The sequence below is a fragment of the Mycobacteroides franklinii genome (assembly GCF_001853795.1).
Taxonomy (GTDB): domain Bacteria; phylum Actinomycetota; class Actinomycetes; order Mycobacteriales; family Mycobacteriaceae; genus Mycobacterium; species Mycobacterium franklinii.
The window spans coordinates 333,467-359,298 of record NZ_MLIK01000019.1; the positions used below are offsets into that span (position 1 = coordinate 333,467).

The 25,832-nt window shown below is 64.9% G+C and carries 24 protein-coding genes and 1 other RNA gene; 10 read left to right on the plus strand and 15 right to left on the minus strand.

Going from position 1 to position 25,832, the window contains the following annotated elements:
* The first annotated feature begins 16 nt into the window (after positions 1 to 16).
* Both BKG76_RS09470 and BKG76_RS09475 read left to right on the plus strand, forming a co-directional pair.
* The gene (locus tag BKG76_RS09470; RefSeq protein ID WP_109420674.1) at positions 17 to 1,285 is read left to right on the plus strand and encodes a Mur ligase family protein; all 1,269 of its coding nucleotides are present in this window, start codon (positions 17 to 19) and stop codon (positions 1,283 to 1,285) included.
* Positions 1,282 to 1,995 carry a type 1 glutamine amidotransferase gene (locus tag BKG76_RS09475; protein ID WP_070937428.1) on the plus strand — a complete coding sequence of 238 codons (714 nt, stop codon included), beginning with the start codon at positions 1,282 to 1,284 and terminating at the stop codon, positions 1,993 to 1,995. The genes BKG76_RS09470 and BKG76_RS09475 overlap by 4 nt, the downstream gene beginning before the upstream one ends.
* Position 1,996: 1 nt before the next feature.
* On the opposite strand, the gene recR is transcribed toward BKG76_RS09475, so the two are convergent.
* Together recR and BKG76_RS09485 are read right to left on the minus strand one after the other, a co-directional pair.
* Positions 1,997 to 2,605 (minus strand): recombination mediator RecR, encoded by a 609-nt coding sequence (gene recR / locus BKG76_RS09480; protein WP_070937429.1) that lies wholly within the window; start codon positions 2,603 to 2,605, stop codon positions 1,997 to 1,999.
* Positions 2,598 to 2,942, minus strand: coding sequence for a YbaB/EbfC family nucleoid-associated protein (locus BKG76_RS09485; protein WP_070937430.1), 345 nt, complete (start codon positions 2,940 to 2,942; stop codon positions 2,598 to 2,600). Before BKG76_RS09485 ends, recR begins: the two co-directional genes overlap by 8 nt.
* Positions 2,943 to 3,106: 164 nt before the next feature.
* Between BKG76_RS09485 and BKG76_RS09490 the strand changes: the two genes are divergently transcribed.
* Positions 3,107 to 3,859 (plus strand): Rv3717 family N-acetylmuramoyl-L-alanine amidase, encoded by a 753-nt coding sequence (locus BKG76_RS09490; protein WP_070939087.1) that lies wholly within the window; start codon positions 3,107 to 3,109, stop codon positions 3,857 to 3,859.
* 5 nt (positions 3,860 to 3,864) lie between these two features.
* Here the strand turns inward: BKG76_RS09490 and BKG76_RS09495 are convergent, their stop codons facing one another.
* The 3 genes from BKG76_RS09495 to BKG76_RS09505 are packed head-to-tail and all read right to left on the minus strand — an operon-like array spanning position 3,865 to position 6,383.
* Positions 3,865 to 4,305, minus strand: coding sequence for an SRPBCC family protein (locus tag BKG76_RS09495; RefSeq protein ID WP_070937431.1), 441 nt, complete (start codon positions 4,303 to 4,305; stop codon positions 3,865 to 3,867).
* A 49-nt stretch (positions 4,306 to 4,354) separates the two neighbouring features.
* Positions 4,355 to 5,176, minus strand: a complete 822-nt coding sequence (locus tag BKG76_RS09500) for an enoyl-CoA hydratase/isomerase family protein (protein ID WP_070937432.1) — start codon at positions 5,174 to 5,176, stop codon at positions 4,355 to 4,357.
* Positions 5,177 to 5,189: 13 nt separating this feature from the next.
* A complete protein-coding gene (locus tag BKG76_RS09505; RefSeq protein WP_070937433.1) occupies positions 5,190 to 6,383 on the minus strand; it encodes an acyl-CoA dehydrogenase family protein in 1,194 nt (397 codons plus the stop codon).
* Between the two features lie 91 nt (positions 6,384 to 6,474).
* On the opposite strand from BKG76_RS09505, the gene BKG76_RS09510 reads away from it, so the two are divergent.
* The 5 genes from BKG76_RS09510 to BKG76_RS09530 all read left to right on the plus strand — a co-directional run bounded on the left by BKG76_RS09510 (position 6,475) and on the right by BKG76_RS09530 (position 12,122).
* Entirely contained in the window at positions 6,475 to 7,146 is a 672-nt protein-coding gene (locus BKG76_RS09510; RefSeq protein WP_207543761.1) for a TetR/AcrR family transcriptional regulator, read from the plus strand.
* Positions 7,133 to 8,107 (plus strand): phosphotransferase, encoded by a 975-nt coding sequence (locus BKG76_RS09515; protein WP_070937435.1) that lies wholly within the window; start codon positions 7,133 to 7,135, stop codon positions 8,105 to 8,107. Before BKG76_RS09510 ends, BKG76_RS09515 begins: the two co-directional genes overlap by 14 nt.
* Positions 8,104 to 9,378, plus strand: coding sequence for a phosphopyruvate hydratase (gene eno, locus BKG76_RS09520; protein WP_070937436.1), 1,275 nt, complete (start codon positions 8,104 to 8,106; stop codon positions 9,376 to 9,378). Before BKG76_RS09515 ends, eno begins: the two co-directional genes overlap by 4 nt.
* Positions 9,379 to 9,444: 66 nt before the next feature.
* On the plus strand, positions 9,445 to 10,815 hold the full coding sequence (locus BKG76_RS09525) for an FAD-binding oxidoreductase (protein WP_109420675.1): 1,371 nt from the start codon (positions 9,445 to 9,447) through the stop codon (positions 10,813 to 10,815).
* Entirely contained in the window at positions 10,812 to 12,122 is a 1,311-nt protein-coding gene (locus tag BKG76_RS09530; protein ID WP_070937438.1) for a class I SAM-dependent methyltransferase, read from the plus strand. Before BKG76_RS09525 ends, BKG76_RS09530 begins: the two co-directional genes overlap by 4 nt.
* On the opposite strand, the gene BKG76_RS09535 is transcribed toward BKG76_RS09530, so the two are convergent.
* Entirely contained in the window at positions 12,119 to 14,143 is a 2,025-nt protein-coding gene (locus tag BKG76_RS09535; RefSeq protein WP_070937439.1) for a DNA polymerase III subunits gamma/tau, read from the minus strand. The two genes, BKG76_RS09530 and BKG76_RS09535, sit on opposite strands and share 4 nt — an antisense overlap.
* Before the next feature lie 109 nt (positions 14,144 to 14,252).
* Between BKG76_RS09535 and BKG76_RS09540 the strand changes: the two genes are divergently transcribed.
* Together BKG76_RS09540 and BKG76_RS09545 are read left to right on the plus strand one after the other, a co-directional pair.
* The gene (locus BKG76_RS09540; RefSeq protein ID WP_083337989.1) at positions 14,253 to 14,987 is read left to right on the plus strand and encodes a hypothetical protein; all 735 of its coding nucleotides are present in this window, start codon (positions 14,253 to 14,255) and stop codon (positions 14,985 to 14,987) included.
* 31 nt (positions 14,988 to 15,018) lie between these two features.
* Positions 15,019 to 15,675, plus strand: a complete 657-nt coding sequence (locus tag BKG76_RS09545) for a hypothetical protein (protein ID WP_070937440.1) — start codon at positions 15,019 to 15,021, stop codon at positions 15,673 to 15,675.
* Here the strand turns inward: BKG76_RS09545 and BKG76_RS09550 are convergent.
* The 9 genes from BKG76_RS09550 to BKG76_RS09590 all read right to left on the minus strand — a co-directional run bounded on the left by BKG76_RS09550 (position 15,672) and on the right by BKG76_RS09590 (position 25,538).
* A complete protein-coding gene (locus BKG76_RS09550; RefSeq protein ID WP_070937441.1) occupies positions 15,672 to 16,955 on the minus strand; it encodes an aminotransferase class I/II-fold pyridoxal phosphate-dependent enzyme in 1,284 nt (427 codons plus the stop codon). The genes BKG76_RS09545 and BKG76_RS09550 overlap by 4 nt on opposite strands.
* Positions 16,956 to 17,004: 49 nt before the next feature.
* Positions 17,005 to 17,099: signal recognition particle sRNA small type (gene ffs, locus BKG76_RS09555), an RNA gene on the minus strand.
* A gap of 7 nt (positions 17,100 to 17,106) precedes the next feature.
* The gene (locus BKG76_RS09560) at positions 17,107 to 18,408 is read right to left on the minus strand and encodes an HNH endonuclease signature motif containing protein (protein ID WP_070937442.1); all 1,302 of its coding nucleotides are present in this window, start codon (positions 18,406 to 18,408) and stop codon (positions 17,107 to 17,109) included.
* Between the two features lie 55 nt (positions 18,409 to 18,463).
* Positions 18,464 to 19,432 (minus strand): amidohydrolase family protein, encoded by a 969-nt coding sequence (locus tag BKG76_RS09565; RefSeq protein ID WP_083338103.1) that lies wholly within the window; start codon positions 19,430 to 19,432, stop codon positions 18,464 to 18,466.
* Between the two features lie 5 nt (positions 19,433 to 19,437).
* Positions 19,438 to 21,294: an anthranilate synthase family protein gene (locus BKG76_RS09570; RefSeq protein ID WP_070937444.1), complete on the minus strand. Its 1,857-nt coding sequence runs from the start codon at positions 21,292 to 21,294 to the stop codon at positions 19,438 to 19,440.
* Positions 21,291 to 21,959 (minus strand): isochorismatase family protein, encoded by a 669-nt coding sequence (locus BKG76_RS09575; RefSeq protein ID WP_070937445.1) that lies wholly within the window; start codon positions 21,957 to 21,959, stop codon positions 21,291 to 21,293. The genes BKG76_RS09570 and BKG76_RS09575 overlap by 4 nt, the downstream gene beginning before the upstream one ends.
* Positions 21,960 to 21,962: 3 nt before the next feature.
* Positions 21,963 to 22,721: an SDR family NAD(P)-dependent oxidoreductase gene (locus BKG76_RS09580; protein ID WP_070937446.1), complete on the minus strand. Its 759-nt coding sequence runs from the start codon at positions 22,719 to 22,721 to the stop codon at positions 21,963 to 21,965.
* Positions 22,715 to 23,896, minus strand: coding sequence for a 3-deoxy-7-phosphoheptulonate synthase (locus BKG76_RS09585; RefSeq protein WP_070937447.1), 1,182 nt, complete (start codon positions 23,894 to 23,896; stop codon positions 22,715 to 22,717). Before BKG76_RS09585 ends, BKG76_RS09580 begins: the two co-directional genes overlap by 7 nt.
* A gap of 16 nt (positions 23,897 to 23,912) precedes the next feature.
* Entirely contained in the window at positions 23,913 to 25,538 is a 1,626-nt protein-coding gene (locus BKG76_RS09590) for a carboxylesterase family protein (protein WP_070939089.1), read from the minus strand.
* Positions 25,539 to 25,832 lie beyond the last annotated feature (294 nt).

Sequence of the window (25,832 nt, forward strand, 5' to 3'; positions counted from 1 at the left end):
CCAATAAACTCCGCGGGTGACCCAAGACCACCTATCCGTGCGCGGCCGGATCGCACTGGCCGCCGGGAGGTCGGCTCGCTGGGCATCCCGGATCAGCGGTCGCGGCGCGGGCTCCATGATCGGCGGGCTCATCGCCCTCAAGTTGGACGGCTCGGTGCTGGCGCAGCTGGGCCGGGGTCGCCGCACGGCCCTGATCACCGGGACCAACGGCAAGTCCACCACCACCCGGATGACCGCGGCCGCCCTGGCGACCGTGGGACCGGTGGCCACCAACACCGAAGGCTCCAACATGGATGCCGGTCTGGTCGCCGCGCTGGCCGGGACCCGGGAGGCCGAGCTCGCGGTGCTCGAGGTCGACGAGATGCACGTTCCGCATGTCGCCGACGCGGTCAACCCCGCGGTCATCGTGCTGCTCAACCTCAGCCGCGATCAGCTTGATCGCGTCGGCGAGATCAACAACATCGAACGCACCCTGCGCAAGGGGCTGTCCCGGCACCGGGATGCGGTGATCGTCGCGAACTGTGACGACGTCCTCATGACATCTGCCGCCTACGACAACCCCAATGTGGTTTGGGTGGCAGCAGGCGGCGGCTGGGCCGGCGACTCGGTGAGCTGTCCACGCAGCGGAGAACTCATCATGCGGGACGGAAACCGTTGGTACAGCACGGGAACCGACTTCTCCCGCCCTGATCCGGACTGGTGGTTCGACGACGATCGCATCTACGGCCCCAGCGGTATCAGCCTGCCGATGTCGCTGACCCTGCCCGGCACCGCGAACCGTGGAAACGCCACCCTCGCGGTGGCCGCCGCCGTCGAGCTCGGCGCCCGCCCCGGTCCTGCCGTGGATGCGGTATCCGCCGTCGATCAGGTCGCGGGCCGCTATCGCAGCATCGAGCTCGGCGATCACACGGTGCGCCTGCTGCTGGCCAAGAACCCGGCCGGCTGGCAGGAGGCGCTGTCGATGGTGGACACCGACGCCGACGGGCTCGTCATCGCCGTCAACGGACAAGTGCCCGACGGCGAGGACCTGTCCTGGCTGTGGGACGTCAACTTCGAGCATTTCGCATGCGATAACGCGGACTCCCCCGTGCCTCCCGTCGTCGCGTCCGGCGAGCGCGGCACCGATCTGGCGGTCCGGCTGACCTACGCCAGCGTCACGCACACCCTGCACCACGACCCCATACAGGCCATCCGAGCCTGCCCACCCGGAAGGGTCGACGTGATCGCGAACTACACGGCCTTCCTCCATCTCAATCGCGCGCTGGCGAAAGGTGGTGCAGTATGAGCGAATCCACCGTCCGCGTGGGCCTGGTCCTGCCCGACGTCATGGGCACCTACGGCGATTCGGGTAATGCCGTCGTGCTGCGGCAGCGGTTGCGGATGCGCGGTATCGATGCCGAGATCGTGGAGATCACCCTGGCCGATCCGGTGCCCGACTCCCTTGATGTCTACACGTTGGGCGGCGCCGAAGACTACGCCCAGCGCCTTGCCACTCGTCACCTCATCGCACACCCGGGACTGCAGCGCGCCGCCGAGCGCGGTGCACCGGTGCTGGCGATCTGTGCGGCCATCCAAGTGCTCGGGCATTGGTACGAAACATCATCGGGCGAACGCGTCGAAGGCGTCGGCCTGCTGGATGTCACCACCAGTCCCCAGGACAAGCGCACCATCGGAGAATTGGCCGGCGTGCCCATTATGGATGAGCTCGAAAACACGCTGACCGGGTTCGAGAACCACCGTGGCGGAACGGTTTTAGGACCCGCAGCGGCACCGTTGTCCAGGGTGTCACGCGGAGCGGGAAACCGGGCCGGCGACGGCACCGACGGTGTGGTGCAGGGCAGTGTGATCGCCACCTACATGCACGGTCCGTGTCTGGCGCGCAATCCCGAGCTTGCCGATCTCCTGCTGGCACGCGCCATGAACGTGCCGGAACTGACTGCGCTGGATCTGGATGAGGTGGCGCGACTGCGCCGGGAGCGGTTGTCCGCCAAATGATCTAGAGGGGGCGCCGCCCGGACAGGGCGCGTCCCAAGGTCAGTTCGTCGGCGAATTCCAGGTCCCCGCCCATCGGTAGACCCGACGCCAACCGGGTGACGGTCAGCCCCGGGAAATCGCGCAGCATCCGCACCAGATAGGTCGCCGTGGCCTCGCCCTCGGTGTTCGGGTCGGTGGCGATGATGACCTCCGAGATGGAGACACCATCCTCCTCGGTTCCTATGCGTCTCAACAGTTCCCGAATTCGCAGCTGTTCGGGTCCGACACCCGAGAGCGGATCCAGCGCACCGCCGAGCACGTGATAGCGACCGCGGAACTCGCGGGTGCGCTCCACCGCCTGTACGTCCTTGGGCTCCTCGACAACACAGACCAGGGCGATATCGCGGCGTGGATCGGAACAGATGCGGCAGCGCTCCTTATCGGAGACGTTCCCGCATACCTCGCAGAACTGGACACCGTCGCGTACCCGCGTCAGGGCCGCGGTCAGTCGATCGATATCGGGGGCCTCGACTCCCAACAGATGGAAGGCGATGCGCTGCGCGCTCTTGGGCCCTACCCCGGGCAGCTTGCCCAGCTCGTCAATGAGGTCCTGGACCGGGCCCTCAAACACCGGGCAATCCCAGCCCTCCACCAAGATCGCCGAGACCACCCGCGAGCGGCCCCAGCCGCTGGCTTGCGAGCTCCTGTGTCTTCGATGACAGATCGGCAAACGCGCCGATGACCAGGTCCTGCAGTGTCTCCACGTCTTCGGGATCGACGATCTTCGGATCGATCTGAACGCCGGTCACCTCACCGCTGCCCTTAGCGGTGATACGCACCAGGCCGCCGCCGGACTCGCCCACGACCTCGGCCGCCGCGATCTGCGCCTGAGCAGCCATCAGCTGCTGCTGCATCTGCTGTGCCTGCGCGAGCAGGGCCGACATATCCGGGGCGCCTCCGGGTTGCATGTGTCTCCTTAGTGGCGGATATCAAGTTGGTCACGCTCGCCGGGCCTCGGCGGGTCGTCAACAAGGGTAGCCGCCGTCCGGGCTACCGTGGCCAGGTGCGAGTGAGTTTCTGGCGCGCCGCGGGTCTAGCTGGGACGGCGCTGCTGACGGCGGCATCGGTCACGGTGCTGCCTATCGTCGCGCCCTCGGCCCCCACCATCGTCACCGCAGGTGCGGCACCCGGTGTCGCTGGACGCATCGTCGTGCTGGATCCCGGACACAACGGGGCCAACGACGGTTCGATCAACAACCAGGTGCCCGACGGCCGCGGCGGCACCAAGAGCTGCCAGACCAGCGGCACCGCCACCGACGGCGGATACCCCGAACACACCTTCACGTGGAACACCGTGTTGCTCATCCGCCAGCAGCTGACCCAGCTGGGTGTGCGTACGGCCATGACCCGCGGCGACGACAACAAGCTCGCAGCGTGCATCGACAAGCGCGCCGAGATCGAGAACGGCTACAACCCCGACGCTGTGGTGAGCATCCACGCCGACGGCGGCCCGGCCGGCGGCCACGGCTTCCACGTCAACTACTCAAGCCCGCCGGTGAACGCCGTGCAGGGTGAACCGACACTGCGTTTCGCCAAGACCATGCGCGACAGCCTGCAGGCTGCCGGCCTGACACCGGCGACGTACATCGGCACCGGCGGACTCTACGGCCGCTCCGATCTGGCGGGCCTCAACCTTGCCCAGCACCCGAAGGTGCTCGTCGAGCTCGGCAACATGAAGAACGCCCAGGACGCCGCGATGATGACGAGCCCCGAGGGCAGGTCCAAATACGCACAGGCCGTGGTTCAGGGAATCGTCGCGTACCTCAGCGGTACCGCGCCCGCCGCGGAACCGGCCCCGGCACCCGAGGCCGCTCCCGGCGGCTAGCCGACTTAACCCTTTTCTACGACCTGCTTCAGGTTGGCCAGAACTTCGGCCTGAATCTTCTTGAGCCCCAACGGCGCAAAGGTCTTCTCAAAGAATCCCTTGATACCGCTGCCACCGGTCCACGCGGTCTTGGTGGTGACGGTGGAGCCGGTTCCGGCGGGTGCGACGGTCCAGCTGGTCACCAGCGTCGAGTTGGCATCCTTCTCGATGACGGTGTGCCCTGCCACGCTGACGCTGGACTTGATGTCCCGGACCCGCGACTCGGTCGCCTGCAGCTTCCAGGACGCCACGGTGCCCTCACCCTGACCACCTTCGAGCACCTGGTAGTCGCGGTAGTGGCTGGACAGGATCTTCGGGCGCACGTTCTCGTAGTCGGCGACAGCCGCGAGCACTGCCTCGGGCGCCGCGTCGATCAACACCGAACTGGACGCACTGACCTGACCCATGAGTTCTCCCTCGCTGCTACTTGGTTCTACTACTGGTTGTAGTCGCAGTCTAGGGGTCGCCCACCAGATCGCCGAGGCCACGTTCCCCCTCCACCGTCTGGCCGCCCCGTTGCAGAAAACGCTCGATTCGGCGGGTGCTGTGGGCGTCGGCGAACGCGGCAACAATGGCTGTGCGCTCGGCGGCCAATCCCGGCTCCAGGTCGCTGGCCAGCGCATCGACCGTGCTCTTGGCTCCCGCGATCAGTTCGAGCGGGTTGACAGCGATACGCCGGGCGAGCCGATTCACGAACCGCCACCCCTCATCGGGGTCCAGGGCACGGTTCACCCAGCCGTATCGCTCCGCCAGATCCGCACCGAAATCCTGGTGACCCAAAATCACCTCAAGGGCGCGCGCCCGGCCCATGGCCTGGACCAGGTGTTGGGGGCCGGATCCGGCGGGGACGATGCCCAATCCGGTCTCCACCTGATTGAAGACCGCCTTGGTGCGCACCGCGAACCGCATGTCCAGGTTGAGTAGGAACTCGCTGCCACCACCGGCAACCCTGCCCTCCACGAGTGCGATGGTCGCCTGCCGTAACGCCCGAAACCTGCCGACCAGTCGCTGAAAGGATTCGACCGACTCCGCCGTGCGAGCCGAATCCGTTTGCAGAATCTCGACATTCAGGTGGGCGATGAAGAAGTCCGGATTGGCACTGCCGAACAGCACCACCCGCACATCGTCACGATCGGAGAGCCATCGGGCCAGACGCGACAGGCTTGACATGAGTGGCCCGTCGAGAAGATTGAGCGGGCCGTGGTCAAACAGGACGGTCAGGACGCGATCGTCGAGCGCGCAACGTAACCCGGTGAGCTCGGGCACCTCGGCGTTCACCAGACTGCGCTCATCAGAACGCGACAGACCCCGGCGGCAGGCCGAGTTCTACCCGCCCGAACAGCTCGTAGGCCGAATCCGTGTCGTACACAACGTGTGTGGACAACGTGTTCACATCGCGCAGGTGACGCTGCAGCGGTGAGTCCTCGTATTGCGCTGAAGCGCCGCAGGCCTCGACCGCCTCGGCGATCGCATGTTTGCAAACCTCCACCACGTAAGCACAGTTGCGGCGCACGGCCACCCGGTCCTCCGTCGTCAATCCCGCGCCCGAACGCAGCTTGTCCTCCACATTCCGCACTGTGTCCAGCAACAGAGCCCGGGCGGATTCCGCTTGTGCGGCAACATGCCCCATACGGCGATGCGCGGTGGCCAGCTTGGACTGCTCCTGCATCGAATACCGCATCACCCTGGTCTTGATCTTCTCGGTGAACAGCTCCACCGTGCCCAGGGCCATCCCGACCGCCGGCGCCGCCGCGACATTGGACAGGGCACAGAAGAGCGGTATCCGGTAGATGGCAGACCCGTGCAGTTCCGCCGACGGCGACTGTCCACGTGCCAGCGGACCGAACTCCTGCACCCGGTGCTCGGGAACGAAGATGTCGTTGACGGCGATATCCATGCTTCCGGTACCCCGTAGGCCCGAGGTGAACCAGGTGTCGATGACCTCGAGGTCGGAGCGGGGGACCATGAAGGTGCGCAGGTCGGGGTACTTCGGCGGCTCATCATGTTGCACCACGGCGGCGACGGACGCCCACGATGAATGCCACACACCGCTACCGAATTGCCAACGCCCCGTTATCTTGTAGCCGCCCTCGACCGGGGTGGCGATACCCGACGGCGACCAGCTGCCCGGAAACAGCAAGGGAGACCCGGCGGGCACGGACCCGAACATCTCGTCCTGTAGCTTCTCGGGGAACAAGCCGGCAAGCCAGTTGTGAATCCCGTAGATACAGAACGTCCAGGCGCTCGACCCACAGACCTTGCCCACCTCGATGACCGCACTGACCAGGGTCTCCAGGCTTGCCTCATCGCCCCCGTATCGTCTCGGCGCCATCAGGCTGAAAAGCCCGGACTCGGACAGCTCGGCGATGGTCTCGTCGGGCATCCGTCGTAGACGCTCTGCTTCCAGCGCTCTGGCGCCAATGGCGGGCGCGAGCTCACGCGCGCGCTGAACGGCATCGGGCTGCACTGCTGTCGAACTCGTCATCAAAACCTCGCAACCTGCGCAATCATTAGTGGATGACACACGATCGAATTAAACCTGAATCTCGATTCAGGTTTAATGTAGCCTTGGCGGGGTGGTGATGTCTAGCGATTCAACGATCCGGCCCACAGCCGCCGATCAACCCTCAACGCAGCGCGGGCGCAGCACCCGCCGCGCCTTGATGGACGCCGCACGCGGGGTCATCTCCCGAGTTGGCTACGCCGAGACACGGGTCGTCGACATCACCACCGAGGCCGGGAAATCCGTCGGAGTCTTCTACAACTACTTCACCGACAAAGCCGAGCTGCTGCGCACCATGGTCGATGAGTTCCGCGACGATGCGTACACGCGCGGCGACACCGTCGCAACCAGCGATCGCGCACCGTACGACGTGATCAGGGACATCGTCACGGTCTACTGGACCACCTATCGGGAACATGCGCCGGTGCTTTCCGGGGTGTTCCAGGCAGCCCAGATCGACCCCACCTTCGTGGACTATTGGCGAAAACTGCGGGCCCCGGCACGCACGATGATCGCCAACAACATTCGGCATCTACAGACGCGCGGGTACAGCCCGGGGATGGATCCCGATATCACCGCCTCGGCGATCGGCGCGATGATGGACTACTTCTGTTACGTCTGGCTGGTCGAGGGCGGCGAGACCGTGCGCAGCTCGGTCACCGACGAGGAAGCCATCGACACACTGGCCCGCATCTGGTTCAACGCGCTGTGGTGGAAATCCGAAGGCGCGCATGGCACCACCTGACTGGGTGGTGACACTTCTATCCCGCGCCGAACTCGTGCCGTTGGAGGCGCAACCGCTCAGCGGAGGGGTGTCCTCCGACGTATGGCGCGTGCGGCTGAGTTCCGGGGAATCGGTCGTGGTCAAGCGGGCCGTCGAGCGACTGCGTGTAGCCGCACACTGGGTAGTTCCGCTGGCGCGCAACGCCTTTGAAACGCGCTATCTGACGGCCGTGTCGAAGATCGTTCCGGCCTTCGTGCCGGAGGTTGTGGTGGCCGACGAGGGCCTACACGCCTTCGCGATGGTCGATCTGGGACCTCTCCCGTCCTGGCGAGAGGATCTGGCAGCTGGCCGCATCGACCCTGAGGTCGGCGCGGTACTCGGTGCGCGCCTGGCCGCCGTGCATGCCCACACCGCCGGTGATGACACGGCGGCATGCGAATTCGCCTCCGACGACCTGTTCGAGGCGTTGCGAATCGAGCCGTATCTGCGGTACTCGGCGCAGCACCTACCCGAACACGCTGCCGTCCTGTCGACGCTTGCCGACGATCTCGCGAACACTCGGATCGCGCTGGTGCACGGAGACGTGAGTCCAAAAAACATCATCGTCACCGCCGACGGGCCGGTATTGACCGACGCCGAATGCGCCTGGTACGGCGACCCCGCCTTCGATCTGGCATTCTGTCTCAATCACCTGCTGCTCAAGCGGATATGGAAGCCGCAGCACCGCGATCTACTACAGCAGACGAGCGCCCATCTCCTCGCCGCATACCTGAGGGACGTCTCCTGGGAGCCCCCGGATGCGGTTGCCACTCGCACCGCGCGGCTCCTGCCCGCGTTGGCGCTGGCCCGCGTCGACGGACGTTCGCCAGTCGACTATTTGTCTGATGCACAACGTGATTCATTACGCGTGCGCGCCGGACGGACCCTGCATGAATCGGCCACCGATCCGTTGGCCGTCGCACAACAGTTGGAAGGGTTATGACCGGAACACAGATCAGCGGTGTGCACGCTCGACGGATATGGGACTCGCGGGGACGGCCGACCGTCGAAGCGGAGCTGCGCCTCGGCGATGGCAGCATCGGGCGCGCGATCGCTCCGGCCGGCGCATCTCGCGGCAGCGGTGAGGCGACCGACTTGCGGGACGGCGGCAAGCCCTTCGCCGGGTACGACGTGACGGCAGCCGTGGCCGCGGCCCGGGGCCTGGCCCAGCATCTCGTCGGCGTCGATGCCACGAACCAGCAGGCCGTCGATGCGGCGCTGGCAGCGGCCGACAGCTCGGCCGAGTTCGCGGCCATCGGTGGGAATACCGCGGTGGCGATATCGATGGCAGCCGCACACGCCGCTGCGGCCGCACACGGAATACCTTTGTGGCGGTATCTGATCGAAGATCGCACGGCCGCAATGCCGTTGCCGGAGATTCAGGTGATTGGCGGCGGCGCCCATGCCGCGCGTCGCACCGACGTCCAGGACTTCATGGTGGTACCCGCCGCCGCGGACAGCATCGAGCAGGGCCTGAATTGGGTGGCCGAGATCCATCGCGCCTGCGGGGCAATACTTTCCGATCGGGGCAGGCTTTCCGGTGTGGCCGATGAGGGGGGTTGGTGGCCGGTGGTGGACTCCAATGAGGACGCGTTGGAGCTGCTGGTCGCCTCCATCGAGCGCGCCGGATTGCAGCCCGGCACCCAGGTAACGATCGCCTTGGACATCGCATCAAGCGAGTTCGGCAGTGGCGGCCGCTACCGCCTTGGTCTCGATGGCACCGAACTTGACTCCGACGCGTGGTCGGAGGTTCTGATCGGCTGGATCGATAAGTATCCGATCGCCTCCATCGAGGATCCCCTCGCCGAGGACGACCCCGTGGCTCTGGCGGCCTTCACTCAAGCAGTGGGACATCGTGTCCTGGTTGTCGGGGACGATTTCACGGTGACCAACGCCGAGCGTGTGCGACGAGCAACCGAAACCGGCGCGTGTAACGGCTTGCTGGTAAAGCCGAATCAAGCAGGAACGCTCAGTGCGGCCAAGGCCGCGCACGATACCGCTCACGACTGCGGATGGGACACCATCGTCTCCGCGCGATCCGGTGAGAGCGAAGACGTCACCATTGCGCACCTGGCGGTGGGTTGGGGCGCTGAGCAACTCAAGGTGGGCTCCATCACCAGATCCGAACGCACCGCGAAGTGGAACGAGCTGCTCCGCATCGACGAACAGCTTGGCGGAGCACCGATTCGGTTAGGACGATTGACCCTCGGTTAGTCGCGCGTAGTCGCTGAATCAAGATCTCGGATGCGCCCCGCCCGGAACCGGGCTAGCGTAGGAATTGTGCCTATCACAATGGGATCGGTGCACGCCGAGGGAGTGAACCGGCTACTGCGAAGTTACCGGGCCATTCCCACGACGGCGACTGTCCGTTTGGCTAAGCCCACGTCAAATCTGTTCCGCGCAAGGGCAAAGTCGACCACACCGGGCCTGGATACCTCCGGGCTCACCGGTGTCATCGACGTGGACACCGTCAAGAGGACGGCCGATGTGGCCGGCATGTGCACCTATGAGGACCTGGTCGCGGCAACACTTGCGCACGGGCTCTCGCCCTTGGTGGTGCCACAGCTCAAGACGATCACGCTGGGTGGAGCGGTCACCGGACTCGGCATCGAATCCACATCCTTTCGCAACGGACTTCCGCACGAATCCGTCCTCGAGATGGACATTCTCACCGGCGCGGGCGAGATCATCACCGCCGCGCCGGATCGTCATCCGGATCTGTACCGGGGCTTCCCCAATTCGTACGGCACGCTGGGCTACTCGGTGCGTCTGCGCATCGAACTCGAACCCGTCAAACCATTCGTCGCCTTGCGCCACATTCGATTCCGCAGCGTCGATGACCTGGTGACGGCGATGGACACAGTCGTGGCCTCGGCCACCTATCAGGGCGAACCCGTGGACTACGTGGACGGCGCAGTGTTCAGCACCGACGAGTCCTACCTCTGCCTGGGCACCCAGACGGCCACTGCGGGACCGGTGAGCGATTACACCGGGCAACGCATCTACTACCGGTCAATCCAGCACACGGACGGAATCAGCAACGATCGGCTGACAATTCACGACTATCTATGGCGCTGGGACACGGACTGGTTCTGGTGTTCGCGTGCCTTCGGTGCGCAGAATCCGCGCATCCGGCGACTGTGGCCGCGAAAGTACCGGCGCAGCAGCGTGTATTGGAAGATGATCGGTCTGGACCAGCGTTATGACATCGCCGACCGCATCGAGCGGTTCAACGGACGTCCCGCCCGCGAACGTGTCGTGCAGGACGTCGAGGTACCGATCGCGCAGACCGCGGAGTTCCTGCGCTGGTTCCTGGACGAGATCCCGATCGAACCGGTGTGGCTGTGTCCCTTGCGATTACGCGATGACCAGGGTTGGCCGCTGTACCCGATACGGTCGGGACAGACATACGTCAACATCGGGTTTTGGTCCTCCGTGCCCATCGGTCCCGTCGAGGGCACCACCAACAGGCTCATCGAGCGCAAGGTAGGTGAGCTGGGTGGGCACAAGTCGTTGTACTCCGAATCCTTCTATTCACGAGACGAGTTCGAGTCGCAATACGGCGGCGAGCACTACCGGACCTTGAAGAAGACGTACGACCCGGATAACCGATTGCTGGATCTCTATGCGAAGGCGGTACGGCGACAATGACAACCACACAAGCCAAGAATGATCGAGGCGAGAGCGGCAAGCTCTCGTTGGCCGAGATCCTGGAAATCATGGCAGCCGGTGATCTGCCGCTGCGGTTCAGCGCATACGACGGCAGCAAGGCTGGTCCGGAGAACGCGGAGCTGGGACTCGATCTGCTGACACCACGAGGTACCACGTATTTGGCAACGGCTCCAGGTGATTTAGGGCTGGCGCGGGCCTACGTCTCGGGCGATATCGAGATGCAAGGGGTTCATCCGGGAGACCCCTATGAACTGCTGAAGGCCATGGCCGAAAGACTGGACTTCAAACGTCCACCCGCGCGGGTGCTGGCCAATATCGTCAGGTCGATCGGTCTTGAGCATCTACGGCCCATCGCGCCACCCCCGCAGGAGGCGCTACCCCGTTGGCGGCGGATCGTCGAAGGATTTCGCCATAGCAAGACACGCGACTCCGAGGCCATCCACCATCACTATGACGTCTCGAATACGTTCTACGAGTGGGTGCTTGGATCGTCCATGACCTACACGTGCGCCTGCTATCCCAACGCCGATGCCAGCCTGGAGGAGGCGCAGGAGAACAAGTACCGGCTGGTGTTCGACAAGCTGGGGCTCAAGGCCGGTGACCGGCTGCTCGATGTGGGCTGCGGATGGGGCTCGATGGTCCGGTACGCGGCGCGGCGCGGCGTACGGGCCACCGGTGTCACGCTCTCCGCGGAGCAGGCGGCCTGGGCCCAGAAAGCCATTGCCGACGAGGGGCTCTCGGACCTGGCCGAGGTTCGTCATGCCGACTACCGGGACATCACGGAACGCGAGTTCGATGCCGTCTCGTCCATTGGGCTCACCGAGCACATCGGCATCGCGAACTATCCGGCGTACTTCCGGTTCCTGCAGTCGCGGCTCAAGACCGGTGGCCTGCTGCTCAATCACTGCATCACCCGGCCGGACAACCGAACCTCCGCCGTAGCAGGGTATTTCATTGACCGTTATGTGTTCCCCGACGGGGAGCTGACCGGATCCGGCAGGATCATCACCGAGATACAGAACGTCGGTCTCGAGGTGCTGCACGAGGAGAACCTGCGCCATCATTACGCGCTGACACTCAAGGAGTGGTGCGCCAACCTCGTCGAACACTGGGATGCGGCGGTGGGTGAAGTGGGCGAGGCCACCGCGAAGGTGTGGGGCCTGTACATGGCCGGTTCGCGACTGGGCTTCGAACGCAACGTCGTTCAGCTCCACCAGGTGTTGGCCACCAAGCTCGATGAGCGTGGCGGCTCCTCGTTGCCGCTGCGCCCGTGGTGGCAGCCCTAGCTGGGATCGATCTTGCGGGCGCCCAGCTCGTTCTGAAGTAGTTCCAGCGCAACCTCTTCGGGATCACGCCGCGGCCCAGCCTCGCCCTGCCCGGCCTCGGCGAGCATCTGCTCCTCTTCGTCCTCCGGCGACGGCGGCTCTGGCTCAGGTTCGGGAGTCGGCTCGGGTTCAGCCGTCGGGCGGCTCGGACGGGTCACCACCCGGGGAGCAGCCTTGGCCGGTCGGGTACCTGCCGCAGGCGCCGTCGCCTCGGCGCTGCCCACCTCGCAGCGGATCTCCCAGTCCACACCGAGCGCATCCTTCAGCGCCTCTCGAATGACCTCAGCGTTACGCGACTCGGTGATGCGCTTGGCCAATGGCGGCGAATCATGGGACAGCACAAGGGTCTTACCCTCAATGGCGCGCACGGTAGCGCCCGAGAGCATGACCTCGGTGGTGCGGCTGCGGTCCCTGACCTTGGACCGGATTTCCGCCCAGGCATTGCGCACGGCGGTGGTATCGAGGGCACCGGGCTGGCGGGGCTCAGGTTCCGGAGCGGGCTCGGGTTCAGGCTCCGGTTCGGGAGTTGGCTCCGGCGCGGGAGGTTCCGGTTCGGGAACGGGTTCCGGCGCGGGCGGCTCAGGTCTTGGTTCAGGAGCGGGCCCCGGTTCCGGACTCGGCGCGGGCGTCGGTGCGGGAGCTGGTGCCGGAGGTTCGGGTGCGGGAGCCGGTGCCGGCGTGGGAGGTTCGGGCGCCGGGGTGGGCGCGGGTGACGCGGGCGCCTCTGCGGCCGGGACAGTGGCGGCTTCCGCGGTCGGGGCAGCGGGCGCCTGCGACTTACGGACGAAACGCGGTGCCGCGCCTCCTCCACCGGCCTCCGGCACCGACATGTCCAGACGCTTCTCGATACGCTCGACACGTTGCAGCACAGCCGATTCGGCATCGGCCGCCGACGGCAACAGCAGTCTCGCGCACACCACTTCCAACAGCAGCCGTGGCGCCGTCGCGCCACGCATCTCCCCCAGCCCGGCATGCAGCACCTCGGCGTACCGCGTCAGCGTGGCAGGACCGATGCGCTCGGCCTGCTCGCGCATACGCTCGAGCACATCCTGTGGCGCATCGACCACGCCGCGCTCCGCGGCATCCGGAACAGCCTGCAGGACAATCAGATCGCGGAAACGCTCAAGCAGATCGGTGCCGAACCGCCGCGGATCGTGCCCGGCATCCATCACGCCTTCGATGGCACCGAAGACCGCGGCACCGTCACCGGCCGCGAGTGCGTCCACCGCGTCGTCAATCAGCGCGATATCGGTGACACCCAGCAGCGAGAGCGCCCGCTGGTAGGTGACACGCTCTTCGTCGGCGCCGGCAAGAAGTTGATCGAGCACCGACAGGGTGTCGCGGGGCGACCCAGCACCGGCGCGGATCACCAGCGGATACACCGGATCGTCGACGGCCACGTTCTCCTGCGCACAGATACCCTCGACGAGCGTGCGCATCGTCTTGGGCGCCAGCAGCCGGAACGGATAGTGGTGGGTACGCGACCGGATGGTGGGCAGCACCTTCTCCGGTTCGGTGGTCGCGAAGACGAAGATCAGATGCTCGGGCGGCTCCTCGACGATCTTGAGTAGCGCGTTGAAACCCGCAGTGGTGACCATGTGCGCTTCGTCGATGATGAAGATGCGGTAGCGCGACTGGGCGGGCGCGTAGAAGGCGCGGTCGCGCAGCTCGCGGGTGTCGTCCACACCGCCGTGGCTGGCGGCGTCGAGCTCGATGACATCGACGTTGCCCGAACCATTGGGAGCCAGCGCGATACATGAGTCGCAGGTGCCACAGGGCGTCGAGGTGGGACCCTGCGCGCAGTTCAGCGAGCGGGCCAGAATGCGGGCCGAGGACGTCTTACCGCAGCCACGGGGCCCCGAGAACAGATAGGCGTGGTTGATCCGGCCAGCGTCCAGGGCAGTGGTCAACGGTCCGGTGACATGCTCCTGGCCGACGACTTCGGCGAAATTCGCCGGGCGATACTTGCGGTACAGGGCCACGGAGAGCAAGGGTACCGGCGACCACAGACTGTTCCACCCAGCTCCCCTCCCCGGGCCGCCCGGTGAACAAACCGCCACGCCGGGTGATCTTGTTCGCTAAAGTCCGGCCATGAGGACACGTCGCGTTGATATGAGCACTGTGTTGGCGGTGGGCGCGAGTGTCATCACACTCGCATTTACCTCCGCTTGTTCCAAGGAATCTAAGGAATCGCCGGACAATCCACCGGCGCCGTCATCAAGTTCGCAGCAGCCGGATGAACCGACCGTGAAGTTGCCCACGGGGCCGGCGAGCGCACTGTTGCTCACCCGTGAGGACTTTCCCGCAGGCAATGGGAAGTTCACGGTCGAGGACAAGGGCCAGCTGGATAAGGAAAAGACCGGCAAGCCCAAGCCGGAGAAGGTCAATCCGCCCGGATGCTATGAGTTCATTTCCGAGGGAGACGGCGACTACGACAGAGCGCAAGCCAAGTACGAGGCGGACACCGTGACGGCAGAGAGCAGTGTCGGGCTCGGGATCAAGCAGTCGTTCGACGATCTCGCGAAGCGAGCGCAAGAATGCGCGTCGGTGCAGATGGAGGGCGACGGGGTGGCCATGAAGGCGAAAGTCTCCATTGCCGACCTGCCCGGTGCCGCGGTGGAGACCAAGTTGGTCAAGATTGGCGGCCTCCTTGGGCCGGACGGAGATCAGATCGGTGTCGAGTCGCATATCGCAGTCGCACACCCTCGGGGCACGACCGTCCGGATCGAGGTCGACCGATTCATAGATCCGTGGACACCAGAGCAGGACACGTTGGTGTTGGATCTACTCAACAAGCAGATCGCCAAGGTGCAGAACGCGCCGTAGGCAGATAGGCACGCAACGGTTGGGGAATCCTGTGACCCGCACACTGTCCATCGCTGCGATATCCGCAGCGCTGATCATCGTCTCCGCGTGCTCCAACGTCGTCGAGGGTGAAGCGAAATCGGATGGCTCACCCGGACTGCCCAAGGGTGATCCCGCCAGTCTCCTGCTGCCGCGCGAGGACTTCCCCGACGGTTCCGGCACCTATGAGGTGCTCAAGCAGCCGGGCCAAGACGGCCCCACCGTAAGCCCGGTCGAGTGCAACATCTTCGTCAATCACGACACCGTCCCCTTTGACCAAGCGGCCACGCAGTACGAGGACGGAGCCATCCGGGTGGACGTGGTGGTCGGCAAGGGCATTGCCGACTCTTTCGCATCGCTGCAGGAGAAGGCCGGGCGATGCGGTTCCGTCACACTGGATCTCGACGGAGTGGGCGGGACGGGCAGCGTGAAGGTGGAGAAGGTCTCCGGGACCACCGTGGACACGACCGCGACCGTCTTCACGGGCACCGTGGGCGTGGACGGTGAACAGACCGTCCCGATCACCATCAAGACGCTCACCGCACAGCCACGCGGCGCCACGGTGACCGTCAAGGTCTTACATGCCATGGAGCCGTGGACCAGCGATGACGACAAGCTGGCGCTGACGCTGCTCAACAAGCAGGTCGCCAAGGTGCAAAACGCACCCTAGGCGCCACGCTCCAACAGCTTTTCGGTCGCCGCCAGCAGTGCGCACGTCGCAAGACCGTCGACGGCAGCGCCTACGGTCTCCAGCGGCGGGAACGTCGGCGCCAACCGAATGTTCTTGTCGTCCGGGTCGTTTCGGTACGGGAACGTAGCCCCGGCCTCCGTGAGCGCAATGCCGGCCTCCTTGGCCAGGGCGACGGTGCGCTTGGCGGTGCCGTCAAGCACATCAAGGCTGATGAAGTAGCCGCCCTTGGGCTCACTCCAGGACGCGATCTTGCTCTCCCGCAACCGATCGTCCAGGATCTCAAGTGCCAGTTGGAATTTGGGCGCAAGGATCTGCTGATGCTTCTGCATGTGCAGCTTGACGCCCTCGGCATCGCCGAAGAAGCGTAGGTGCCGCAACTGATTGACCTTGTCGGGCCCGATGCTGCGCTTACCGGCATGCTGCAGATACCAGGCGATATTGGCCAGCGATCCGCCCATGAAGCTGACGCCCGCACCGGCGAAGGTGATCTTGGAGGTGGAGGCGAAGATCAACGGGCGGTTGGGGTGCCCGGCGGTTTCGGCGAGACCCAGCAGGTCCACATTCCGGACGAAATCGTGTGTGAGCGTGTGCACGGCGTAGGCGTTGTCCCAGAACAACCGGAAATCCGGTGCGGCCGTATTCATCTGGACGAGGCGGCGGGTGACCTCCCAGGAGTACACCGTGCCCGTCGGGTTGGAGAAGACAGGCACGGTCCACATGCCCTTGATGGTCGGATCGGAGGCGACGAGTTCCTCGATGAGGTCGACGTCCGGGCCGTCCTCACGCAGCGGGACCGGAATCATCTCGATGCCGAAGGATTCGGTGATCGCGAAGTGGCGGTCGTACCCGGGCGCCGGGCACAAGAATTTGACCAACGGCTCCTGCGACCAAGGCCGCGGTGAGTCGACGTTGCCGTGCAGCAGCGAGTACACGATCACGTCGTGCATGAGCGACAGGCTGGCGTTATTGGCGGCGATCAGATTGGGTGCCGGGACGCCGAGTAGCTCGCCGAAGATTGCGCGCAGCTCCGGCAGGCCGTTGCCGCCGCCGTAGTTGCGCGTATCGGTGCCATTGCCGTCTCGGAAGTCATCGGCGCCGGGTAGGGACAGCAGGCCGTTGGACAGGTCAAGCTGCTCCGGCGCGGGCTTTCCCCGGGTGAGGTCCAGCGACAGCCCCTTGGCCTTGAGCTGGGTGTAATTCTCCTGCTGCAACCGATGCTGAGCTGCGAGTTCGTCGGGTCCAAGCGACAGGAACGACACGACTTTCCCCTATTCGCCCCTGAGGGGCATCCGGAGGGCGCGATCTTCGGAAAGGGGACCCCGCGCACCCGACAGAGCCCGTTGACCCTTGCTGCCTTCCAGCCCTGGGGGAGTTCACAGGATAGACGCCGCGCGGGGTCCGGCCATCAGTCTAGTAGGCGGGGGTCAGCGGTCTTTCCTCACCCAGCTTCAGCTGTGGTGGGGGTATCCATTCGGTGGTGCCGTCTTTGCGTTTTCGGGTGGTCCAGCCGTGGCCTAGGAGGCGGTGGTGTGGTGCGCAGGCGAAGGTGAGGTTGTCGATGTCGGTGGGTCCGCCCTGGGCCCATTCGGTGAGGTGGTGGACCTCGCAGAGATATCCAGGGACTTGGCAGCCGGGGTGGGTGCAGCCACGATCGCGGGCGTGTAACACGATCCGCTGATCCGCCGACGCGATCCGCTTGGCACGTCCCAGATACAGGGGTCTGCCGTCGTCATCGACGATGCTCAGGTAGTGGTGAGCATGCGTGGCCGCGCGGATCAGGTCCCGCATCGGTAGGCGGGTGCTGGCGCCGGTGATCGCGATACCGGCCGCGTCTTCCAACTCTCGCAAGGTGGTGGTGACAACGACCGTCACGGGCAGGCCGTGGTGTGAACCCAATTCGCCGGAGGCCAATGTTGCTCGCAGAGCGGCGCGCAGTGCGTCGTGGTTGCGTTGCGCGCTGGTGCGGGTGTCGTGTTCGGCGGCTTCGGGTGACGGCTCGCCATCCACAAGGGGTGTTTGATCGGCCGGGTTACACATGCCCGGTGCGGCCAGTTTCGTAAACACCGCATCCAGATAGGCCCGGGTCTCCGGATCGAGTAGTCCCGAGATGGGTGACATGCCATCGAAGCCTTGTTGTCCGATGCTCACCCCGCGGCGCCGGGCCCGATCCACATCGGAGAACTCTCCGTCCGGGTTCAGCAGTGCCATCATCCGGTCGGCACCGGTACGCAGCTGTTCGGGCCGAAACTGGGAGGCCATGACAGCCAACTGCGCCTCGGCCGCTTGGCGAGTCGGGGCATCGACCACCACCGGCAGCCGGTCAAAGAACTGCCGAATCACCCGCACGTGTTCCTCGCCGATATCGCCGCGCTCCAACGCTTCGGCGGTGCGCGGTAGTTGAGGTTCAAGCACCTCACCGGTGATCGCCCGCCGCGGGGCGAGATGCTCGGCGTCGGCGATCCGCCGCCGGGCCGCACCCCTGCTGATATGCAGGCGCCGGGACAACACATCCGGAAACGACGTGCCCCCAAGCTCTACCGGAGACGCTTGCCGTACCAACTGCGCAATCCCGGCGTGTGAGGCAGACAGCAGCCGCCGTTGGGCCACTTCCACCCGCGCCAACACCGCCAGCAGCTCAGAGTTCGAGAACCCGTCCAAGGTGTCAGCGCACACGGCATCAACCGCCGCCTCCAACACCTCAATCGAACCCATGTTCGAATGATAACCGCACCCACCGACAGAACCGCTCGGTTTGTGACTGTTGAAACTATTGGGGCAGAAGATGTTTAGCGCCGCTCAACCCCAACAACTCAGCGCCGTTGTGGTCCAGGATTAACGACGCATCCTCGGCCGGCAGACCATCCTCGATGTAGCTCGCGGAGCTGACGTACCTGGCGCCCCCTTGGTAGGGAAAGTCCGATCCGAAGATCAGCCTGTCCGCACCCAATGACGCGACAGCCGCCTGCAATGCGGGGGTGTGGTCATGCCCGACGGTGTCGAACCACAGCCGGCGGACGGCATCCTTGGGCGCTTCCGGGCAATGCGTCGCTTCCCACTCGGTGACCTGCCGGTTCGCACGCTCCAACACCATGGGCAACGCACCGCCCAGATGACACGTCACGATCTTCATGTCCGGATACCGCGACGGGATACCCGCAACGATCAGATGCATGATCGCGATGGTGTCCTCGATCGGCGCCCCGATTGACCAGGTCAGTGAGTGATCAGTGATCAGTGACGATTCCGCACCACACCCCGCGGGGTGTACGAAAAGGATTGCACCCCTGCGATTCAGCTCCGCATACAGCGGATCGAAGATCGGATCGGCGATGGAACGCCCGAGCACCGAGGTGGTGATCGCCGCGCCGTACATGTCCAGCTCATCGATCGCCCGAGTCAATTCCTCCAGCGCGGCCGGGATATGCGGCAGCGGCAATGATGCCAGCGCACGGAACCGCCCCGGATACTCCGTCGCCAGCTTCGCGTACTCGTCGTTGATGAACCGCGCACTTGCCACGGCCGCAACCTCGTCCTCGAAATGCGGCGATGCCGGTGTCGCGGTGAGGATCTGCAGGTCCACGCCCGCCTCATCCATCAACGCAAAACGCCCGTCCAGATCGTCCCGCGTGGCCCCGGCCCCGAGACCGCGATGGACATCGGTGCCGGGGCGCCCGTAACCGTCAAGCAACGAGAGATAGTCGTCGGACCACAAGTGAGCGTGAATGTCGATGCGCACACTCGTCATGCTAGTACCGGAACCCCCGTCGCCAGCGGCGTCAACAGCTCACCGAAGATCCCGACGCCATCCCGCGTCAGAATGGACTCGGCATGGAACTGGATCGACGCGAATCGCTTCGCACGCAATGCATGCACCTCACCCGTGACCGCGTCCGCGCTGATCTGCACCCGGCCCGCCGCAGTGTCCACCCACTCCCCGCCCGTCACCGCGGCGAAGGTGTTGTAGAACCCGACGTACCGCTCGGTACCGAACAGATCGATCTGCCGCTGCACACCCTGGTTCGGCTGCTCCCTGCGCCGGATAGGCAGGCCCAGCTGCCGGCACAGCACCTGATGACTCAGGCAGATCGACAGAAAGGGCACGCGCCGAGTCAGCGCCGTCTTCGTCAATGCGGTGAGGGCGGCGATCTTCGGTACATCGATCGCCGTCGGGTCTCCAGGCCCCGGGCCGAGCACCAGGAAGTCATGTGATCCGGGATCGATGTGCTCATCAAACCGGCGAATCTCGACCCGTAATCCCAAGGCCCGCAACTGCAACCCGATCATCGAGGTGAAGGTGTCCTCCGCGTCGACCACCAGCGCGGTACGGCCCGCCAAGTTCGTGGCGCTCTCCCCCGAACCGTGCCCCAGCCAGAAGGTCCCGATACCGGTGTTGCGGTTCGCGAGCGCTTCCGTCACCCGTGGATGGCTGCGTAGCTCACGGCGAGTGGTCAATACAGAGAGCAATCCCGCTGCCTTGCTGCGGGTCTCGGCGGCCTCACTCGTAGGATTGGAATGCCTGACGATGGTGGCCCCGGTACCGGCGGTCAGTGCTCCATCCGGTGAGATCTCGGCGGTCCGGATCAGGATCGCCGAATCCAGTTGCCGCACGCCGACGGGGTCGGTGCTGATCAACGCGGCGACACCGCTGTAGTACCGGCGGCCCTCGGGCTCATAGCGCTGGATCACGCGGCACGCGTTCTCCAATGGACTTCCGGTCACGGTGGGCGCGAACATGGTCTCGGCCAAGATCTCTCGCGGATCGCGGTTCGTCACACCCGAGATCAAATACTCGGTATGGGCGAGCCGCGCCATCTCCTTCAGATACGGTCCCTGCACCTGTCCACCGTCGGGGCAGATGCGGGCCATCATCTTCAGCTCCTCATCGACCACCATGTAGAGCTCATCGGACTCCTTGGTGTCGGCAAGGAATTCCATGACGGCATCCAGGCTCGGACCATTCACGCCGTACCGGTAGGTCCCACTGATCGGGTTCATCACCGCCAACGAATCCTGCACGCTGATATGGCGTTCGGGCGTGGCACCGACGAACACCTGTTCCCCGGTGCTCACCAGGAACGTCCAATACGCACCCTTCTCACGCTCCAGCAGCCGGCGGAAGAGCGTCAATGCCGTGTTGATCGAATAATCGTGCAACTGCACGAGCAGGTTCCGCTTCAACACGAAGTTGGCGCCGGCACCCTGGCCTATCTCCTCGGAGATGATGCCCGCTGCCAGACGCGCGTACTCCTCGTCATCGATGTCGAAATCGCTGTGGCCCACCACCACCGGATGCTCGGGGATTCGATCCAGCACCTCGGTCAGCGGCACCAGCTCCTGCCGCTCGATCTCCAGCGCCAATAGCGGAGCACCGTCATCCGGCGCCACAAATCCTCGCTCGGCGATTTGCCGATACGGCACCAATGCCAGCAGATCATGCCCAATCTGATCGTCACGCAGTGGCAGGTCGGCGATTCTTTCGACGGAGGTCACCGCGCCGGCGAACACATCGACGGTGTCCGGCGCACCGGATTCCGGCCGATACAGCAGCGCGAACGGTCCGGCTTCTCCGGCCAATACCCGCCCCAGCAGATCGCTCATGTCAGCACCTCATCCGTAACGGTCAGCACGGCGCACCGCCGCGCCGCGTATTCCAGTGCCATCCAATGCGATTCGTCATCGAAATCGGCGATCGCATCGGCCACCAGGAAGGTCTCGATGTCGTGGGTGAACGCGTCCACCGCCGTCATCAGCACTCCGACGTGCGCGTAGACCCCGCAGATCACCAACTGGTCCCGACCGGTCGCATGCATCCGCTCCAACAGCGCCGAGCGATGGAATGCGCTGTAGCGCCACTTCGTGAAAACCCAATCCCCCGCTTCGGGAGCGATCGGATCGACGATCCGGCGATGTTCCTCGTCGACACGCATCCCGGGACCCCAGAAATCCTTGAGCAGACCGCGCTGCTCCTGGGTCATGCTGCCGGGTTGGGCCGTGTAGGCGATCGGGATTCCGGCCGCCACGCTCCGGTCACGGATGGCGGCGACGTTGCTCACCAGCTCCGCGCGCAATGAAACAGGCAGTGGAGCAAGGAAGTAGCGCTGCATATCGTGAATGAGCAGTACAGCGCGGTCGGGATCGATCTGCCAGGTCGCGGTGTTGGCGGGCAGCAGATCGACGGTGGGCAGGTCGTATTCGGCAATGATCGGGATGCCGCGTGTGGCTGGCGATGAGCCGTTTACGCGAAGAGCATCAACGGTGGTCATGGGTCAAACCCCTAGCGTCGCGCCGCCGTCGACCACCAGCGTGTGCATGGTGATGTGGGCGGCTTGGTCGGAAAGCAGGAAGGCCACGGCATCGGCGATGTGCTGTGGCTGGGCAACGCGCCCCAACGGAATCCCCGGCTTGTAGTCGTCAAGGCTTCCGGCGATGAGCCCGGCGTCGGAGGAATCACCGAGCATGGCCCGCAGCATGGGGGTGTCCGTAGATCCCGGAGCCACCACGTTACAACGGATTCCATGCTCGGCGAGCTCAAGCCCAAGGCTCTTGGTGAAGGCATTGGCGGCCGCCTTGGACGCCGAATATGCCGTCATTCCCTTACGCGCCACCAATGCCGCGTTAGAGGCGATCGTCACGATTGATCCCGCGCGGCGCGGAATCATGTGCCGCGCCACCTCCCGGCTCAGCACGAAGGGCGCACGTACGTTGACATCGAAGGTGCGTGCCCAGTCTGCGTCGGAAAACTCCACCGCCGCGCCGGTCCTCAGTACGCCCGCGCCGTTGACCAGCGAGGTTATCGGGCCCACACGGGACTCGATATCGGACACCCCCACCGCGACGGCAGTGTCATCGGTGATGTCCAGGACCTGCCCGATGACATCCAGCCCCTCATCGGCGGCATATTCGACGAGCTGCTTGATGGCCACCTCATCGATATCCACCGCGACTACCCGCTCATCCCGGCGTGCCAGCGTGGTCACCACCCGTGAACCAACTCCGCCACCTGCACCGGTGACCACCGCTACCATGCGGACACCACCTCGGTTGCCTGCGCGGCGTTGAGTCGCGGATCGCACAGCGTTGAATACCGCTCGCCCACTTCGTGATTCTGGGAGCCGTCGTAAACGCACTCGATGACGTCGTCCGGTGTGGCCTCAAGGTGCAACCCACCCGCGTGCACACCGGCATCGGCGAGCACCTCACGGAAGCCACGTACCTCGTCGATGGCCGTCTGGACGTGCCGAGTCTTGTACCCCGAATCGGTGGACACCGTGTTGGCGTGCAGCGGGTCGCACAGCCAGATCACCGGGTGACCGGAATCGCGAACTGCGGCAACCAAGTCAGGAAGCTTGGACCGCACCGACGAGGCACCCAACCGCGCGATCAGTGTGAGTCGACCGCTCTCGTGCTCCGGATCCAGTTTGTCGCACAGCGCGAGCAGGTCTTCCGTCGTCATCGACGGCCCCACCTTGCACGCGACGGGATTGGCAATCCGGGAGAACAATTCGACATGCGGGCCGTCGAGATGCCGGGTCCGGTCCCCGATCCAGGGCCAGTGCGTGGACGTGAGCACCATGCGGTTCTCACCGTCGCGGCGCAGCTGGGGCCCCTCGTAGTCGAGCAGTAACGCCTCATGGGACGTCCACACCGGCGGCTCGATGACAGACAGTGAGGAAGGCACCCGCCACCCCAGGTGACTCATCACCCGGTTCGCGGCCCAGTATCCGGCCAGCATCCGGTCCGGATTGGCGCGCCGGTGCACCGGATGCGGTTGCGGACTGTTGACCAGATGCCCACGGAATGAGGGCAACTCGACACCGTCGATGGTCTCGGTGGGCTTGGACCGCGGTTTGGCGTACTGCCCGCCGATGCGTCCGACGCGCAGCACCGGACGATGCGTCTTCATCCGCATGGTGCCGGCGAGGATGTTGAGTAGCCCAACCTTGCGGGCCACGTGTGCATCGGTCGACTCCTGCGGGTCCTCCGCGCAGTCACCCGCCTGGATGATGGTGGCCCGGCCCTGAGCGACAGTGCTCAGCAGCGTGCGCAGAGTCCTGATCTCGTCGGATCCGACCAGTGCGGGCAGCTCGCTGAGCTCAGAGCGCACCCGCTCCAGATGTGCGTTGTTCTCCCAGACCGGCTGCTGTACTGCCCGTCCGGTATTGAGCAGCAGTGATGGCGCAGTCATTCTCGTGATCTCCATTCGTTTGATTTCCGATTCACTTGCCCCACTGGACTGCGTCGAGAACGCCCAGCTGTGTGGTCTTGGGAGGGGTGGTGATGGTTCCGGCTCCGTCACGCAGCACGAGCTGGTGCACGTCCTGTCCCACCGGATCCCATTGCGGCAGCCGCGGACTTGCCGGCGCCTTGCCGTGCACGAACTCCGCCACCAGATCCATAAAGGCGGCCGAGGTTTCCCGCTCTTTCGGACCGTCGCCGAACTTGGCCACGTTGGTCGGGTGTGCGTAGGTACCGAAGAGGAACGGCGATGTCGACTCGTGCGGCACACCGAAGTACGGCGGCTTCACCGGGTGCGCATACTCCATCAGGTACAGCGGTGCGCGTCGCTCCACCGCTGCACGACGGGTGAACGCGAGGATGTCGTGACGGATCAGGGCATCGCCCCACAGCTCAGTCCACAGCGATAGTGGATCCGTCGGCCTGCCATCCTGCTTTGCCGAATCTGTGTACAAGGCAACGGCATCGGAGACAGTCGCCTCCGACACGGAGGGCACCCCCTGCTCCAGGATGTCGCGGAACGCGGCGTGCAGCGAGGCCGCATCGGTGGGTTGCGCCTGTGGTTCGGGCGCGTTGGGGCCGGTGAAGAAGGCTCCCTCGGTGCTCGTATAGATGGAGATGGTGGGGATGTCCGGTAACGGCTGATTGACGTCGAAGGCCGGAAGGAGCACCGGATCCAGCACCGGTCCGCGGTACTGACGACCGCTCTTGACCACCCGCTGCTGCTTCGGCAGGGCGAATTGCGCAACCCACCAGTCGCGGATCCGATCCGCCGGTACGTCTTTCAGATTCTTCACCGCGATCCCCTGAGCGGCGGCCAGCGCATCGAACGCCGCGGTGGCATCGTCCGGAGTGAGGCTCAGGTACGGACTCCACACGTGCGCCTGGCTGATACTGATGATCCGGCGCAGCAGCGGGCGCGTCTGCGGGTGCAGGGACAGCTGCCACGTGCTCGCACCACCCGCCGAGGTACCGACGAGCGTGATGTTTCCCGGATCACCGCCAAATGCCTTGGCATTCTCACCAACCCAGCGCAGCAGGGCGATCTGGTCTTGTAACCCCCAGTTGGCGTGCAGCCCGGTGGCGGGGTCTTCCAGAGCCGGATGACTGCAGAACCCGAACGCACCCAGCCGATAGTTGAAGTTGACGACGACGGCACCGGCGCGATCGGCGAGCGCTGCCCCGTCGTACACCGGCAGGCTGCCCGCCCCCCGGGACCAGCCACCACCGTGGACGTAGACGATCACCGGCAGCGACGCTGCGCCGTCGACCGACGGCGTCCACACATTGGCGTAGAGCGCATCTTCCTGACGCACCGGATCGCCACCGGCCGGCTGAATGAAGTCCGAGCCAAACCGGGTGGTGTTCAACGTGTCTGCCCACGGAGTCACCGCACGGGGGGATCGGAAACGATTCTCTCCCGTCGGCGGCTGCGCATAGGGAACGCCGCGGAACACGTGCACCGTGCCGGCGGTCTCCCCCCGAATCGCGCCGCCGGTCACCGTAACTTGCGGGTTTGCCGCACGAGCCTGCGAGCCGCAACCGGCAATCGCCGCCGCTCCAGCCAACGCAAAGGCTGTTCCTAGCAATTCCCGCCGGGTAATCACCTCTCTATCTTCGGGATACGGCATCGCGCACCAAACAATCGCGAATTCAATTCGTCAGTTCGGAGACAATCCGTCAAGTTGACCCCCTAGCCACCCCATTGCGCCACCTATGCACTCAGGTCGCAAACAACAAGTCCCAGTTCAGAGGGCTGTTCACCAATCAGCCATCTCGCATTAGTCCACCAACGTCGGTGTAGCGGGGCACCCGCATAGTCCGTCACTTTGTGTGGTGCCAATACCTGGCCCTCAGCCCGAGTCTCGCCCATTCTTGGGTCGACATTGAACATCCGCTAA

What these genes read in the sequence shown, in the direction of transcription:
- BKG76_RS09475 (WP_070937428.1), top strand. Translation starts at nt 1,282, where the DNA reads ATGAGCGAATCCACCGTCCGCGTGGGCCTGGTCCTGCCCGACGTCATG.
- BKG76_RS09485 (WP_070937430.1), bottom strand. Translation starts at nt 2,942, where the DNA reads ATGCAACCCGGAGGCGCCCCGGATATGTCGGCCCTGCTCGCGCAGGCA.
- BKG76_RS09495 (WP_070937431.1), bottom strand. Translation starts at nt 4,305, where the DNA reads ATGGGTCAGGTCAGTGCGTCCAGTTCGGTGTTGATCGACGCGGCGCCC.
- BKG76_RS09505 (WP_070937433.1), bottom strand. Translation starts at nt 6,383, where the DNA reads ATGACGAGTTCGACAGCAGTGCAGCCCGATGCCGTTCAGCGCGCGCGT.
- BKG76_RS09515 (WP_070937435.1), top strand. Translation starts at nt 7,133, where the DNA reads ATGGCACCACCTGACTGGGTGGTGACACTTCTATCCCGCGCCGAACTC.
- eno (WP_070937436.1), top strand. Translation starts at nt 8,104, where the DNA reads ATGACCGGAACACAGATCAGCGGTGTGCACGCTCGACGGATATGGGAC.
- BKG76_RS09530 (WP_070937438.1), top strand. Translation starts at nt 10,812, where the DNA reads ATGACAACCACACAAGCCAAGAATGATCGAGGCGAGAGCGGCAAGCTC.
- BKG76_RS09540 (WP_083337989.1), top strand. Translation starts at nt 14,253, where the DNA reads ATGAGGACACGTCGCGTTGATATGAGCACTGTGTTGGCGGTGGGCGCG.
- BKG76_RS09560 (WP_070937442.1), bottom strand. Translation starts at nt 18,408, where the DNA reads ATGGGTTCGATTGAGGTGTTGGAGGCGGCGGTTGATGCCGTGTGCGCT.
- BKG76_RS09570 (WP_070937444.1), bottom strand. Translation starts at nt 21,294, where the DNA reads ATGAGCGATCTGCTGGGGCGGGTATTGGCCGGAGAAGCCGGACCGTTC.
- BKG76_RS09575 (WP_070937445.1), bottom strand. Translation starts at nt 21,959, where the DNA reads ATGACCACCGTTGATGCTCTTCGCGTAAACGGCTCATCGCCAGCCACA.
- BKG76_RS09580 (WP_070937446.1), bottom strand. Translation starts at nt 22,721, where the DNA reads ATGGTAGCGGTGGTCACCGGTGCAGGTGGCGGAGTTGGTTCACGGGTG.
- BKG76_RS09585 (WP_070937447.1), bottom strand. Translation starts at nt 23,896, where the DNA reads ATGGAGATCACGAGAATGACTGCGCCATCACTGCTGCTCAATACCGGA.